General features: G+C 71.8%; 12 protein-coding genes. 7 read left to right on the top strand and 5 right to left on the bottom strand.

The window, feature by feature from the left end:
- Window positions 1-9: 9 nt before the first annotated feature.
- Complete coding sequence (locus tag QC282_RS17925; protein ID WP_279550466.1) at window positions 10-987, bottom strand: alpha-ketoacid dehydrogenase subunit beta; 978 nt, start codon at window positions 985-987, stop codon at window positions 10-12.
- A gap of 1 nt (window position 988) precedes the next feature.
- Window positions 989-2,182: a pyruvate dehydrogenase (acetyl-transferring) E1 component subunit alpha gene (gene pdhA, locus QC282_RS17920; protein WP_279550465.1), complete on the bottom strand. Its 1,194-nt coding sequence runs from the start codon at window positions 2,180-2,182 to the stop codon at window positions 989-991.
- Window positions 2,183-2,540: 358 nt separating this feature from the next.
- On the opposite strand from pdhA, the gene QC282_RS17915 reads away from it, so the two are divergent.
- The 3 genes from QC282_RS17915 (at window position 2,541) to QC282_RS17905 (ending at window position 4,922) form a co-directional block, all read left to right on the top strand.
- On the top strand, window positions 2,541-3,200 hold the full coding sequence (locus QC282_RS17915; protein ID WP_279550464.1) for a response regulator transcription factor: 660 nt from the start codon (window positions 2,541-2,543) through the stop codon (window positions 3,198-3,200).
- Window positions 3,201-3,332: 132 nt separating this feature from the next.
- Window positions 3,333-3,755 carry a pyridoxamine 5'-phosphate oxidase family protein gene (locus QC282_RS17910; RefSeq protein ID WP_279550463.1) on the top strand — a complete coding sequence of 141 codons (423 nt, stop codon included), beginning with the start codon at window positions 3,333-3,335 and terminating at the stop codon, window positions 3,753-3,755.
- Between the two features lie 102 nt (window positions 3,756-3,857).
- Window positions 3,858-4,922: a phosphotransferase gene (locus tag QC282_RS17905; protein WP_279550461.1), complete on the top strand. Its 1,065-nt coding sequence runs from the start codon at window positions 3,858-3,860 to the stop codon at window positions 4,920-4,922.
- A 228-nt stretch (window positions 4,923-5,150) separates the two neighbouring features.
- Here the strand turns inward: QC282_RS17905 and QC282_RS17900 are convergent, their stop codons facing one another.
- Window positions 5,151-6,725: a protein kinase gene (locus tag QC282_RS17900; protein ID WP_279550460.1), complete on the bottom strand. Its 1,575-nt coding sequence runs from the start codon at window positions 6,723-6,725 to the stop codon at window positions 5,151-5,153.
- Between the two features lie 346 nt (window positions 6,726-7,071).
- On the opposite strand from QC282_RS17900, the gene QC282_RS17895 reads away from it, so the two are divergent.
- On the top strand, window positions 7,072-8,694 hold the full coding sequence (locus QC282_RS17895; RefSeq protein ID WP_279550459.1) for a protein kinase: 1,623 nt from the start codon (window positions 7,072-7,074) through the stop codon (window positions 8,692-8,694).
- A 52-nt stretch (window positions 8,695-8,746) separates the two neighbouring features.
- Here QC282_RS17895 and QC282_RS17890 read toward each other — a convergent pair whose 3' ends face one another.
- Entirely contained in the window at window positions 8,747-9,286 is a 540-nt protein-coding gene (locus QC282_RS17890) for a bacterial proteasome activator family protein (RefSeq protein WP_279550458.1), read from the bottom strand.
- Window positions 9,287-9,401: 115 nt separating this feature from the next.
- On the opposite strand from QC282_RS17890, the gene QC282_RS17885 reads away from it, so the two are divergent.
- Window positions 9,402-10,163 (top strand): hypothetical protein, encoded by a 762-nt coding sequence (locus tag QC282_RS17885; protein ID WP_279550457.1) that lies wholly within the window; start codon window positions 9,402-9,404, stop codon window positions 10,161-10,163.
- A gap of 128 nt (window positions 10,164-10,291) precedes the next feature.
- On the opposite strand, the gene QC282_RS17880 is transcribed toward QC282_RS17885, so the two are convergent.
- Window positions 10,292-11,272 carry an NAD(P)H-quinone oxidoreductase gene (locus tag QC282_RS17880; RefSeq protein ID WP_279550456.1) on the bottom strand — a complete coding sequence of 327 codons (981 nt, stop codon included), beginning with the start codon at window positions 11,270-11,272 and terminating at the stop codon, window positions 10,292-10,294.
- 259 nt (window positions 11,273-11,531) lie between these two features.
- On the opposite strand from QC282_RS17880, the gene QC282_RS17875 reads away from it, so the two are divergent.
- Both QC282_RS17875 and QC282_RS17870 read left to right on the top strand, forming a co-directional pair.
- Window positions 11,532-12,548, top strand: a complete 1,017-nt coding sequence (locus QC282_RS17875; protein WP_279550455.1) for an ATP-binding cassette domain-containing protein — start codon at window positions 11,532-11,534, stop codon at window positions 12,546-12,548.
- A complete protein-coding gene (locus tag QC282_RS17870) occupies window positions 12,545-13,393 on the top strand; it encodes an ABC transporter permease (protein ID WP_279550454.1) in 849 nt (282 codons plus the stop codon). Before QC282_RS17875 ends, QC282_RS17870 begins: the two co-directional genes overlap by 4 nt.
- Window positions 13,394-13,421 lie beyond the last annotated feature (28 nt).

The following is a 13,421-nucleotide window of genomic DNA, read 5'->3' as shown; positions in this document are numbered from 1 at the left end:
ACCCTCTCCTCAGTACGCCAGCGAGCGGTCGACGGCATCGAGTACCCGGTCCAGGTCGGGCAAGTACGACTCCTCCAGGCGGGCCGGCGGGTACGGCGCGTGGTAGCCGCCGACCCGGAGCACCGGGGCCTCCAGGTGGTAGAAGCAGCGCTCCGTGATGCGCGCGGCGATCTCCGCGCCGGAGCCGAAGAACACCGGCGCCTCGTGGACGACCACCAGGCGGCGGGTCCTCTCGACCGACGCCTGGATCGCGTCGAAGTCCAGCGGGGAGACCGAGCGCAGGTCCAGGACCTCCAGGGACTTGCCCTCCTCGGCCGCCGCGTCGGCGGCCTCCTGGCAGAGCTTCACCATGGGGCCGTAGGCGGCGAGGGTCAGGTCGGTGCCCTCACGGACCACGCGTGCCTTGTGCAGCGGGTCGGGGATCGCCTCGGTGCTGACCTCGCCCTTGTCCCAGTAGCGGCGCTTGGGCTCGAAGAAGATCACCGGGTCGTCGCTCTGGATGGCCTGCTGCATCATCCAGTACGCGTCGGACGCGTTCGACGGGGAGACGATCTTCAGGCCCGCCACGTGCGCGAACAGCGACTCGGGGGATTCCGAGTGGTGTTCCACCGCGCCGATGCCGCCGCCGTAGGGGATGCGGACGACGACGGGCATCTTGACCTTGCCCAGCGAACGGGCGTGCATCTTCGCGAGCTGCGTGACGATCTGGTCGTACGCCGGGAAGACGAAGCCGTCGAACTGGATCTCCACCACCGGGCGGTAGCCGCGCAGGGCGAGGCCGATCGCCGTGCCGACGATGCCGGACTCGGCGAGCGGGGTGTCGATGACGCGGCTCTCGCCGAAGTCCTTCTGCAGGCCGTCCGTCACACGGAAGACACCGCCGAGCTTGCCGACGTCCTCGCCCATGACGAGGACCTTCGGGTCCGCCTCAAGGGCGCGGCGCAGCGACTCGTTGATCGCCTTGGCCAGGGCCATCTTCTCTGCCATGTCACTTACCCCCGTCTGCGTCCGCGAACGACGCCTGGTAGGCGGCGAACTGAGCTCGCTCCTCGTCCACGAGCGCGTGTCCGTCCGCGTACACGTTCTCGAAGATGGCGAAGTGGTCCGGGTCCGGCATGGCGCGGACCGCTTCGCGCACTCGTTTGCCCAACGCCTCGCTCTCCGCCTCCAGTTCCGCGAAGAATCCCTCGTCCGCGTGGTTTGCGGACTCCAGGTGACGGCGAAGGCGCAGGATCGGGTCCTTGGCCTCCCAGGCGGCGCGCTCGTCGTCGTGGCGGTAGCGCGTGGGGTCGTCGGAGGTGGTGTGGGCGCCCATCCGGTACGTGTACGCCTCGACCAGCGTGGGGCCCTCGCCGCTGCGGGCCCGCTCCAGGGCCCACTTGGTGACCGCGAGGGAGGCCAGCACGTCGTTGCCGTCCACGCGCACGCCCGGGAAGCCGAAGCCCTGCGCGCGCTGGTACAGCGGCACGCGGGACTGCTTCTCGGTCGGCTCGGAGATCGCCCACTGGTTGTTCTGGCAGAAGAACACCACGGGGGCGTTGTAGACCGCGGAGAAGGTGAACGCCTCCGCCACGTCGCCCTGGCTGGACGCGCCGTCGCCGAAGTAGGCGATGACCGCCGAGTCGGCGCCGTCCTTGGCGATGCCCATGGCGTAGCCCGTGGCGTGCAGCGTCTGGGAGCCGATGACGATCGTGTAGAGGTGGAAGTTGTTGCCGTTCGGGTCCCAGCCGCCGTTGTTGACGCCGCGGAACATGCCGAGCAGGTTCGTCGGGTCGACGCCGCGGCACCAGGCCACGCCGTGCTCGCGGTAGGTCGGGAAGACGTAGTCGTCGTCGCGCAGGGCGCGGCCGGAGCCGATCTGGGCGGCCTCCTGGCCGAGCAGCGAGGCCCACAGGCCCAGCTCGCCTTGGCGCTGCAGGGCGGTGGCCTCGGCGTCGAAGCGGCGGGTGAGCACCATGTCGCGGTACAGGCCGCGGAGCTCGTCGGGGGTGATGCCGGCGACGTACTTGTCGAACTCGGCGTTCTTCACGCGCTTGCCCTCGGGCGTCAGCAGCTGCACGAGCTGGGGCTCGCCGCCCTTCTTCGCGCGCGTCGTGCTGGTGGCGCGCTTGGCGCCGGTGGTGCCGGCTTTGCTTCCGGCGCTGCGTCGCGGCTTGGGCGCGGCAGTGCTCTCCACGGTCACGTGTGCTCCTCCGTCGGTCCGGCCCCCGGGGTTGCCGGTAGGCCAGTGCGGCTCACCTGTTCTGGACCTCCGGGCACGGGGTGGGTGCCACTCGGCCGGGAACAGGCGTGACAGGTGCCCCGGCGAGCGCCCTGCAAGAATCACGTTACCCAGTGCTCCACATTTCTGTGAAACCCCTCCTGACCTGCGTTTTTCCTTGGATTTCCAAGTACTTTCACCTGGAGATCCGAGTACCTCGCAGATCCTGGGAGGAGCCGCTGGTCACGGCACTGATCACAGCCTTGCAGGGGGCCGGAACAACGGCACGTTATCCCGGGCACCCCGGGCACGGGAAGAGTTCGTGTGTGAGACTGACGCCGTGGGCGAAGACGGAAAAATCCGGGTTTTTCTCCTCGATGACCACGAGGTCGTGCGCCGGGGCGTGCGCGAGTTGCTCGCCGGCGAGGACGACATGGAGGTGGTCGGCGAGGCCGCCACGGCCGCCGACGCGCTGGCCCGGATCCCGGCCGGCCGACCCGACGTGGCGGTGCTGGACGTGCGCCTGCCGGACGGCAGCGGCGTCGAGGTGTGCCGCGAGATCCGCTCCCGGGACGAGTCCGTCAAGTGCCTGATGCTGACGTCCTTCGCCGACGACGAGGCCCTCTTCGACGCGATCGTGGCGGGCGCCTCCGGCTACGTCCTGAAGGCGATCCGGGGCACGGAACTGCTGGCCGCCGTGCGCGACGTGGCCGCCGGGAAGTCCCTGCTCGACCCGGTCGCCACCGCGCGCGTGCTGGAACGGCTGCGGGACGGCGGCGGCCCGCGCGAGGACGACGAGCTCGCGGAACTCACCCCCCAGGAGCGCCGGATTCTGGAACTGATCGGCGAAGGGCTCACCAATCGCGCGATCGGGGAACGGCTGCACCTCGCCGAGAAAACGATCAAGAATTACGTGTCCGGCCTGCTGTCGAAACTCGGAATGCAGCGGCGTTCCCAGGCCGCCGCGTACGTGGCACGGATCCAGGCCGAGAAACGCTGAGCGCGGCCGGGCACGGGGACACGGCCGGAACAGGAAGCGGAGCCGGGGCACGCATTGTTCGGGACTTACGTCCCGCTATTGCGGGGCCGTCGACTCTGGTGCCGTCGCTTCCCCCACCCGCACAGTGAGTGCATGCCCTCCGACGAACAGCTCGCCGTCGGCCTGCTCGGCCGCACCGCGTACGGCCGGGTGGCCGCGAGCCTGCGCGCCCTGCCCTTCCTGGCCTTCGCCCGGCACATCGTGGTGGACGGCCGGATCCTGCTGCGCATGCCCCGCAGCTGCGGCTACCACCGGGCCTGCACGGGAAGCGTCGTCGCGTACGGCTCCGACAACCTGAGCAGCGCCCGGGCCGGCGAGGACACGTGGTCCGTGCAGATCGTGGGGCGCTGCGAGGCGCACGAGCCGACGGCCGCCGAACTCGACCGGTTCGGACCGGCGCCCCGGCTCGTGGACGGCGAGCCGTACGAGCCCGTGTACCTGCGTCTGGAGCCCCGGTTCTGCAGCGTGCACAGCACGGAGGGCGGCGCCGAACGCCACTTCCGCAGCGCAGTGTGACCGATTGCGACTGGGGGCGACTGTCTGTGACAACGCCCAGCTCACAGGGCCGTTCGGTGCCCTAGCATTCGGCGCGTGCCGCGCTTCCGTGTACCACCCCCTGTGCCTCATGCGCCTCCGTTGGGCGCCCTCCTCAGCCGCTTCGCCGCCGGCTCCCCGCTCACCTGCGAGCCCGTCGACCAAGGTCTGCTCAACCGCGGCTACCGCCTGTGCACGACCCGCGGCCGCTACTTCCTCAAGCACCACTTCGACCCGGACACCGCCGACCCGGCCGCCATCGCCCGCCAGCACCGGGCCACCCAGCGCCTGGCCGACCTGGGCGTCCCGGTCGCCCCGCCGCTGCCCGGCCGCGACGGACGCACGGTCGCCGTCGTCGGCGGCTCCGCCTACGCGCTGCACCCCTGGATCGACGGCCGCCACCGCCACGGCGGCCAGCTCGGCACCGCCCAGTGCGGACGCCTCGGCGCGCTGCTGGGGGTGGTGCACGCCGGACTGGAGCGCGTGATGCCGGCGCGCGAGAAGGACACGGGGGCGCGCCCTGCGCATCCCGCTCCCGACGGCGCACGCGCCAGCGCCCCCGGCGGCGCCGATGCGCGCGCCGAGAGCGCCGACCCGGACGACACGTTCGCCCTCATCGACGACCTCCTGGCCCGCGTACGCCGCCACCAACCGGCCGACTCCTTCGACGAACTGGCCCGTCACCGTCTCGTCGAGCGGCGCGCGCTCCTGGAACAGCACGCCGGCCGGCGCCCGCCGCGCGGCGGTTCGGTGGGCTGGGTACACGGGGACTTCCACCCGTTCAACGTGCTCTACAAGGACGACGTGCCCGCCGCGATCGTCGACTGGGACCGGCTCGGCGTGCAGCCCCGCGCGGAGGAGGCGGTACGCGCCGCCGCGATCTTCTTCGTCCGCCCCGCCGGCCCGCTCGACCTGCCGAAGGTGCGCGCCTACGCGCGCGCGTACCGGCGGACGACCGGGGCCACGCCCTCCGAACTCGCCGCGGCCGTGCACCGCGTCTGGTGGGAGCGCCTGAACGACTTCTGGATGCTGCGCTGGCACTACGAGCGCGGCGACACCCGCGCGGACCCGCAGTTCCCGGCGGCGTCGGCGCTGGCGGTGTGGTGGACACGGGAGTACGACGCCGTGTGCGACGCCTTCGCCGACTGACGGCACAACGGCCGTGGTCTGGCGGCCGGCGGCTGCCGACTGCCGGTCGCCGGTTGCCAGTACCCGGTCGCCGGTCGCCGGTCGCCGGTTGCCGGTCGCCGGTTGCCGGTCGCCGGTTGAACGACCGGCGGCTGAGCGGCACGCGCCCGCCTGGAAACGCACGCGCGCGTGGGGCCCGTTTTCGGGGCCGCACGCGCGCGTGGCGGAAAAGCTGCTGGTCAGCCGCGGCTATTCGCCGTCGTCACCGCCGACAGTGCCGCCGTTGAGCGTCCCGCCCGTCGGCGGCTCCGGCGTCTCGGACGGCTCCGGGGGCGTCTCGTCGTCCGACGGCTCGCCGGTCGGCCCGGTCGTCGGCTCGCCCGTCGTCGGCTCCTCGCTCGGCTCGCCCGTGTAGCTCGGGGACGGCGTGAACGACGGCGTGGAGGACGGCGTCCAGTCCGGGTTCGAGCCCGAGCCGGTGCCCTGGTCAGTGTCCGTGTCGGTGGGCCCCTCCGACGCGTCGTCGCTCGGCGTCTCGCTGGCCTTCTCGTCCTTGGTGGTCTCCGAGGTCGTCGGCGACTGCGTCGTGCCGGTCCCGCCGCCGCCGGAGCCGCCGTTGTTGAGGGCCAGCGCGACGCCCGCCGCGATGGCGATCACCGCGAGCACCGCGAGAATCCACAGCTTGCCGCGCCCGCCGCCCTGGTTGCCGCGGCCCTCGAACCCGCCGTCGTCGCCACCGCCGTACCCGGCGGGCAGGATCGGCTGCGGGATCTGCGCGGTGCCGTGGGCGTCGGGGTGCGGCATGGCGGCCGTCCCGGCGAAGCCCGCGGCCGGGGTGTGCCGGCCGTCGTGCATGGCGACCGGGCCGGTGTTCCAGGTGCCGGTGTGCCCGCCCTGGTCGTACAGCATCTGCAGGCCGTACTGGACCAGGCCGCGCATCTCCTCGGCGGTCTGGAAGCGGTCGTCGGGGTCCTTCGCCAGCGAGCGCATGACGAGGCCGTCGAGCTCGGGCGGGCAGCCGTCGGACGTCTCGGACGGCGGCGTCGGGATGTCCTGGACGTGCTGGTAGACCACCGACAGCGGGGTCTCGCCCGTGAACGGCGGGCGCAGCGCGAGGAGTTCGTACAGCAGGCAGCCCGTGGCGTACAGGTCGGAGCGGTGGTCGACGGCCTTGCCGAGCGCCTGCTCCGGGGAGAGGTACTGCGGGGTGCCCATGACCATGCCGGTCTGCGTCATCGTCGTGGACGCCCCGTGCAGGGCGCGCGCGATGCCGAAGTCCATGACCTTCACGGCGCCGTTGTGCGTGATGATGACGTTGGCGGGCTTGATGTCGCGGTGCACGATGCCGTGCTGGTGCGAGTAGGCCAGCGCCTCCAGGACACCCGAGACGATGATCAGGGCCTGCTCGGGTCCGGGCGCCTCGGCGTTCAGCAGCAGATCGCGGATCGTGCGGCCCTCGACGAGCTCCATCACGATGTACGGCACCGACTGGCCGCCCACGACGTCCTCGCCGGAGTCGTACACGGCGACGATCGCGTGGTGGTTGAGGCCGGCCACCGACTGCGCCTCGCGCGTGAAGCGGGCCTTGGAGACCGGGTCCTCGGCGAGGTCGGCGCGCAGCAGCTTGACCGCGACGGTGCGTCCGAGGCGGAGGTCCTCGGCGGCGAACACCTCGGCCATGCCGCCCCGGCCGAGCCTGTGGGTCAGCCGGTACCGGCCGTCGCCGACCAGCCCGCCGTTGCCCCAGTGCTCCGGCGCGTCTGACATACCGCCGCCAGTCGCCTCGGGGTCGGACGGGCCCTGAGCGCGCTGCTGCTGTGCCATCAGTCCTCGCCGTCGTTTCTGCCCGCGATGCGCGCGGTGTTGTTACGGTCTCCGTCGGCCACGCTACAGCCTCCGCGCCGGGCTCCGGTGCGAGACGGAGGCCGGGGCCGGCATGAGACGGACCGGTCATCAAACCGGCCGGGCGCCCGGTAGTGCAAATTCTGTGTACCGGTAGTACGTCCGCTGTAACGCTTCCGCGACGCTTCTTTCGCGTACGGTCACGGAACGGGCACCGAGCTTGACGTGTCAGTGGCCTGGGGCAGACTTGGCCGGGAATAGCACATTGGATCACTGACGGGTCACCGACAAAAGCCGGCGCCTGCAGGGCTATGGGGGACGCAGAACGATGAGCCAGGACGGCGCTCAGGGCCGGTACGCGGGGCGTGCGCTCGCCGGCGGCCGCTATCAGCTGCGCGACTTGCTCGGCGAGGGCGGCATGGCCTCGGTGCATCTCGCCTACGACAGCGTGCTGGACCGCCAGGTCGCGATCAAGACACTTCACACCGAACTCGGCCGCGAGCAGGCCTTCCGCGAGCGCTTCCGCCGCGAGGCCCAGGCCGTGGCGAAGCTCACGCACACGAACATCGTCTCGGTCTTCGACACCGGCGAGGACGACCTCGACGGCATGACGACGCCGTACATCGTCATGGAGTACATCGAGGGCCGCCCGCTCGGCTCGGTGCTCGACGAGGACGTACGGCAGTACGGCGCGATGCCCGCCGACAAGGCGCTGAAGGTCACCGCGGACGTGCTCGCCGCGCTGGAGATCAGCCACGAGATGGGCCTGGTCCACCGGGACATCAAGCCGGGCAACGTGATGATGACCAAGCGCGGCGTGGTCAAGGTCATGGACTTCGGCATCGCGCGCGCCATGCAGTCCGGCGTCACGTCGATGACGCAGACCGGCATGGTCGTCGGCACCCCGCAGTACCTGTCGCCGGAGCAGGCCCTCGGCCGCGGCGTCGACGCCCGCTCCGACCTGTACTCGGTCGGCATCATGCTGTTCCAACTGGTCACCGGGCGGCTGCCGTTCGACGCGGACTCGCCGCTGGCGATCGCGTACGCACACGTGCAGGAGGAGCCGGTCACGGCGTCCTCCATCAACCGCGCGCTGCCGCCCGCCGTGGACGCGCTGATCACCCGCGCGCTGAAGAAGAACCCGAACGAGCGCTTCCCGAGCGCCGAGGCGATGCGCACCGAGTGCCTGCGCGTGGCGTCGTCCTTCCAGGTCGCCGCGCCGAGCATCGTGCCGGGCGCGCAGACGTCGAGCGGCGCGGGCGTCGGCTCGGCGGTGTTCCCGCCGGTCGACCAGAGCACCCCGGCGCCGTCGGGCCACGTCCAGACGCCGTACCACCCGAACCAGCCCTCGACCCCGCACCCGTACGGCACGCCTACCCCGTCCCCGGCGTACGGCTACCCGCAGCAGGGCGGCTACCAGCCCTCGACCCCGCCGCCGTACAACATCACGCCGCAGCACTCGACGGCCGTCGGCTCCACGGGCGGCGGCAGGAACAACAAGCCGGTCATCATCGGCTCGATCGTGGTGTCGGTGGTGGCGGTCGTCGGCCTGATCGTGGCCCTGACGCTGAGCAACGGCGACGGCGACGACGAAACGGCGGGCGGCGGAAGCAGCAGCGCGAGCGTGTCGGGTTCCCCGTCGAAGGCGGCGGGCTACCGGGGGCCGGACGTGTCGAAGACGATCGCGAAGGACCAGTGCGAGGAGCCCCAGGAGTCGTACAACGACCCCGACAAGATCAGGCTCCCCGACTTCACGTTTAAGTACATCAAGTCGGTCAAGGAGTGCGCCCAGGCCGCGGGCTGGCAGCTGAAGATCGAGGAGGTCGACGAGAACACGTTCGGCGAGGGCTCGGTCAGGGACCAGTTCCCCCCGCCCGACACGGACGTCGACCCCAACGACATGCCGGAGATCACCCTCAAGGTCTCGACGGGCTACCCCCCGTCGTCCTGACCGGCACAGCAAAGGGCCCGGCGCTTGCGGCGCCGGGCCCTTTGTCGGCTCGTTACAGGTACGGCCCACCCGAGCGACCCGCCGGGTGGTCCTCCTCGCCCTCGTGGCCGACGCCCGGGGGCAGGGCGCGCCGCATCTGCTCCAACTGGGCGCGCGCCGCCATCTGCTGGGCGAACAGCGTGGTCTGGATCCCGTGGAAGAGACCTTCCAGCCAGCCCACCAACTGGGCCTGCGCGATCCGCAGTTCGGCGTCGCTCGGGGTCGCCTCGTCCGTGAAGGGCAGGGAGAGCCGCTCCAACTCCTCGACGAGCTCCGGCGCCAGGCCGTCCTCCAGCTCCTTGACCGAGCTGGCGTGGATCTCCTTCAGCCGGACCCGGCTCGCCTCGTCCAGGGGAGCCGCGCGCACCTCCTCCAGGAGCTGCTTGATCATGCTGCCGATGCGCATGACCTTCGCAGGCTGCTCCACCTGCTCCGTGACCGGGATCTCGCGGGAGTCCTCGTCTCCGTTGCCGCCGCTGAGCGCCATGCCGTCCTGGCCGACAACCAGGATCTGCGGGTTCTCCGGCGACCTTTCGTTCCTCGGCATCTCCATGCCGCCATTCTCTCGCACCGGACATGCCGTCACGGCGGTGACCCCGGGGAACCGTGATCAATCCGTTGGCGGGTCACGGAATGCCGAATATTTCGGTGAATGTGAAGCTTGTACGGTGACTTCCTGGCTGCGCATCCTCCGGGCAACGGCGCTGCTGGCCGCCCTGACCTCAGGTGCGGCGGCAGCGCCATACGGTCCCGGCCACGTCGGCCTGTCGCACGCCGCAGCAGCACCGCCCCGGGCAGGCCTGTCGCACGCCGCCGAAGTACCGCCCCGTACCGGCCTGTCGCACGCCACCGAGCCGGCGTCCGGCAGCAGGGCCTCGGCGTCCGCCTCGCCCTCGATGCCCGGCTCCCCCTCGGCGACAGCCTCCGCCGCCTCGTCCGCGTCGGCGGCGGCGTCCGCGTCCGTTCCGGCCCCGGGCTCCCGCCCGGCCGCCGTGGCCCGGTCCCGCTCCGCCTCGCCGTCCGAGCGGACCGAGCGGCCCGAGCGGCCCGAGCCGTCCGCAGCCGGGCAGCCGTCCCGGGCCGGCAGCGTCCCCGGTGAGGGACGGGCGCGGCCGGGGCGGCGCGGGGAGGACCTGGACAAACGGCGGGACGGCGACGATCCCGCCGCCGGCCGGACCGGCGGCAGCCACGACGGCGGCGGCCTTCCCAGGAGACCGGCCGCCACCGCCGTACCCGAGGACGCGGCGAGTCAGGACGCCGTGCCGGTGCCGTCGGACACCGTGCGGGGGACGGCCGCGCCGCAGGCGGTCGCGCCCTCCGAGCGGGCCGTCGGACCACCGCTGCGCATCCTGCCGCTGGGCAGTGGCCTGGTCCTCATCGGCCTCGGCCTGGGCCTCGCCTTCCTCGGCCTGCGACTGCGGCGCACCTGAGGCCCGTCGTCGTTCGGGTCGTCCCGGCGTCAAGGGTGGCCAAGAGCAAGAGGCGTGGCGTCTCACGGCCCGGGCTGATCCAGACGACAGACGACAGGCCCTGGGCCGACGCGGCCCGGCGCGTGGCGCTACGGCGCCACCAGCAGCACCTTGCCGACGTGGCCGCTCTCCTCCACGACCCGGTGGGCGGCGGCCGCGTCCGGCATCGGGATCTCGCGGTCGACGACCGGACGCACATGGCCCCCGTCGATCAGCGGCCAGACGTGCTCCCGTACGGCCGCGACGATCGCCGCCTTCTCCTCCAGCGGGCGGGCGCGCAGCGAGGTCGCGCTGATGGCGGCCCGCTTGCGAAGCAGCGCGCCGATGTTCAGCTCGCCCTTGACGCCGCCCTGCATGCCGATGATCGCGAGGCGGCCGTTGACGGCGAGGGTCTGGACGTTGCGGTCGAGGTACTTGGCGCCCATGTTGTCGAGGATGACGTCGGCGCCCGCCCCGTCCGTGGCCTTCTTGACCTCGGCGACGAAGTCCTGCTCCCGGTAGTTGACCAGGATGTCCGCACCCAGCCGGGCACACTGCTCCAGCTTCTCCGGCGTGCCCGCGGTGACGGCGACCTTGGCACCGACGGCCTTGGCGAGCTGGATCGCCATGGTGCCGATGCCGCTGGAGCCGCCGTGCACGAGCAGCGTCTCTCCCGGGCGCAGGTGGGCGACCATGAAGACGTTCGACCAGACCGTGCAGACCACCTCGGGGAGCGCCGCGGCCTGCGTCAGGCCGACCCCCTTCGGTACGGGCAGCAGCTGGCCCGCGGGCACGGCGACCTTCTCGGCGTAGCCGCCGCCGGACAGCAGCGCGCACACCTCGTCGCCGACGGCCCACCCGGACACTCCGGTGCCGATGGCGGCGATCCGCCCGGAGCACTCCAGGCCGGGGTAGGGGGACGCGCCGGGCGGCGGGTCGTAGTGGCCCTGCCGCTGCAGGATGTCGGCCCGGTTGACGGCGCCGGCCGCCACCTCGACCAGGACCTCGCCCTCGCCGGGCACCGGGTCGGGGACCTCGTCCCACACCAGCGCCTCGGGCCCTCCAGGTTCGGGAATCGTGATCGCATGCATGAAGGGGACGCTACTCCTCGCCCCGCGCGACTCCTCGCCCCGCCCGGTCCCGTGCCCCGCCCCCGTGGTCCTGCGTCTCCGCCCGCCGTGGTCCTGGGTCCGTGGTCCTGCGTCTCCGCTCCCCGTGGTCCTGCGTCCGCGGTCCCGGGTGGCTCGGTCCTTGGACCGGTTCGCGGCGAAACCCATGTGCGGAAGCGATGAGTTTGAGCGACGGTAAAAGTCTCCCCTGCGTAGCGGAGCTCGCGGAAGGACCCTCAGCATGAGCACACAGACGTCCGGACTGGCGATCGAGACCGCGGGCCTGGTGAAGACCTTCGGCGAGACCCGGGCCGTCGACGGGGTCGACCTGTCCGTGCCGGCCGGCACGGTCTACGGGGTCCTCGGCCCCAACGGCGCCGGCAAGACCACCACCGTGAAGATGCTCGCCACCCTTCTGCGGCCCGACGGCGGCCAGGCCCACGTCTTCGGACACGACGTCGTGCGCGAGGCGGACGAGGTGCGTGGCCGGGTCAGCCTCACCGGCCAGTACGCGTCCGTGGACGAGGACCTCACCGGCACGGAGAACCTGGTGCTGCTGGCCCGGCTCCTCGGGCACCACAAGAAGGCCGCCCGGGAGCGCGCCGCCCAGCTGCTGGAGGCCTTCGGGCTGTCGGACGCGGCGGCGAAACAGGTCAAGCACTACTCGGGCGGCATGCGGCGCCGCATCGACATCGCCGCGTCCATCCTCAACACACCGGACCTGCTCTTCCTGGACGAGCCGACCACCGGCCTCGACCCGCGCAGCCGCAACCAGGTGTGGGACATCGTCCGCGCGGTCGTCGCGCAGGGCACGACCGTGCTGCTGACCACGCAGTACCTGGACGAGGCCGACCAGCTGGCGTCCCGGATCGCCGTCATCGACCGCGGCAAGGTCATCGCGGAGGGCACGAAGGGCGAGCTGAAGGCGTCCGTCGGCGCCGGCACCGTCCATCTGCGGCTGCGGGACGCCCAGCAGCGGGAGCTCGCGGCGGACGTCCTGCTGCGCGCCCTGGACGCGCGCGTGCAGCCGGAGCCCGACCCGCTGGCGCTGACGGCCCGCCTCGGTTCGGCCGCCGGACAGGACACCGCGGCCGAGCAGGCCGCCCGCGCGCTCGGCGAACTGGCCCGCGCGGGTGTCACCGTCGACAACTTCTCGCTGGGACAGCCCAGCCTGGACGAGGTCTTCCTCGCCCTCACCGGACACGACACCCACGACGGGCAGGACGCCCGCGACCCGAAGGACGAGGTGGCGGCATGAGCACCGCGACGACCCCCGAGACCGGTGAACTCGCCCCGGTCAGCGCCGAGTCGCTCACCGCACTGCTCGTGGCCAAGGAGCGTCCGCCGCGCCCCAGCGCGCTGTCGGCCTCGCTGACGTTCGGCTGGCGGGCCATGCTGAAGATCAAGCACGTGCCGGAGCAGTTGTTCGACGTCACGGCGTTCCCGATCATGATGGTGCTGATGTACACGTACCTGTTCGGCGGGGCGCTGGCCGGGTCGCCGAAGGAGTACATCCAGTTCCTGCTGCCGGGCATCCTCGTGATGTCGGTGGTGATGATCACGATGTACACCGGCGTCTCGGTGAACACGGACATCGAGAAGGGCGTCTTCGACCGCTTCCGCAGCCTGCCGATCTGGCGGCCCTCCACGATGGTGGGCTATCTGCTCGGCGACGCCCTGCGGTACGCCATCGCGTCGGTCGTGATGCTCACCGTCGGCCTGGTTCTCGGCTACCGGCCCGACGGCGGCGTGGGCGGCGTGGTCGCCGGGATCACGCTGCTGATCGTCTTCTCGTTCGCGTTCTCGTGGATCTGGACGATGTTCGGTCTGATGCTGCGCACCGAGAAGTCGGTCATGGGCGTCAGCATGATGGTGATCTTCCCGCTGACCTTCCTGTCCAACGTCTTCGTGGACCCGAAAACCATGCCGGGCTGGCTCCAGGCCTTCGTCAACAACAGCCCGGTCACCCACCTCGCGTCCGCGGTGCGCGGCCTGATGGCGGGCGACTGGCCGGCGGCCGAGGTCGCCTGGACGCTCGGCTGGGCGGCGCTGCTCGTGCTGGTCTTCGGACCGATCACGATGCGCCTCTACAACCGCAAGTAGCCGTCGACCGCGAGCGGTCGCCCCGCCG

The sequence above is a fragment of the Streptomyces sp. DH24 genome (genome assembly GCF_029813775.1).
In the GTDB taxonomy this organism is placed as follows: Bacteria; Actinomycetota; Actinomycetes; order Streptomycetales; family Streptomycetaceae; genus Streptomyces.
Note: the sequence above shows the minus strand (reverse complement) of the source record. Positions and strands in the feature narration are given on the sequence as shown.

What these genes read in the sequence shown, in the direction of transcription:
- QC282_RS17870 (WP_279550454.1), top strand. Translation starts at nt 12,545, where the DNA reads ATGAGCACCGCGACGACCCCCGAGACCGGTGAACTCGCCCCGGTCAGC.
- QC282_RS17895 (WP_279550459.1), top strand. Translation starts at nt 7,072, where the DNA reads ATGAGCCAGGACGGCGCTCAGGGCCGGTACGCGGGGCGTGCGCTCGCC.
- QC282_RS17900 (WP_279550460.1), bottom strand. Translation starts at nt 6,725, where the DNA reads ATGGCACAGCAGCAGCGCGCTCAGGGCCCGTCCGACCCCGAGGCGACT.
- QC282_RS17880 (WP_279550456.1), bottom strand. Translation starts at nt 11,272, where the DNA reads ATGCATGCGATCACGATTCCCGAACCTGGAGGGCCCGAGGCGCTGGTG.
- QC282_RS17875 (WP_279550455.1), top strand. Translation starts at nt 11,532, where the DNA reads ATGAGCACACAGACGTCCGGACTGGCGATCGAGACCGCGGGCCTGGTG.
- QC282_RS17925 (WP_279550466.1), bottom strand. Translation starts at nt 987, where the DNA reads ATGGCAGAGAAGATGGCCCTGGCCAAGGCGATCAACGAGTCGCTGCGC.
- QC282_RS17890 (WP_279550458.1), bottom strand. Translation starts at nt 9,286, where the DNA reads ATGGAGATGCCGAGGAACGAAAGGTCGCCGGAGAACCCGCAGATCCTG.
- QC282_RS17910 (WP_279550463.1), top strand. Translation starts at nt 3,333, where the DNA reads ATGCCCTCCGACGAACAGCTCGCCGTCGGCCTGCTCGGCCGCACCGCG.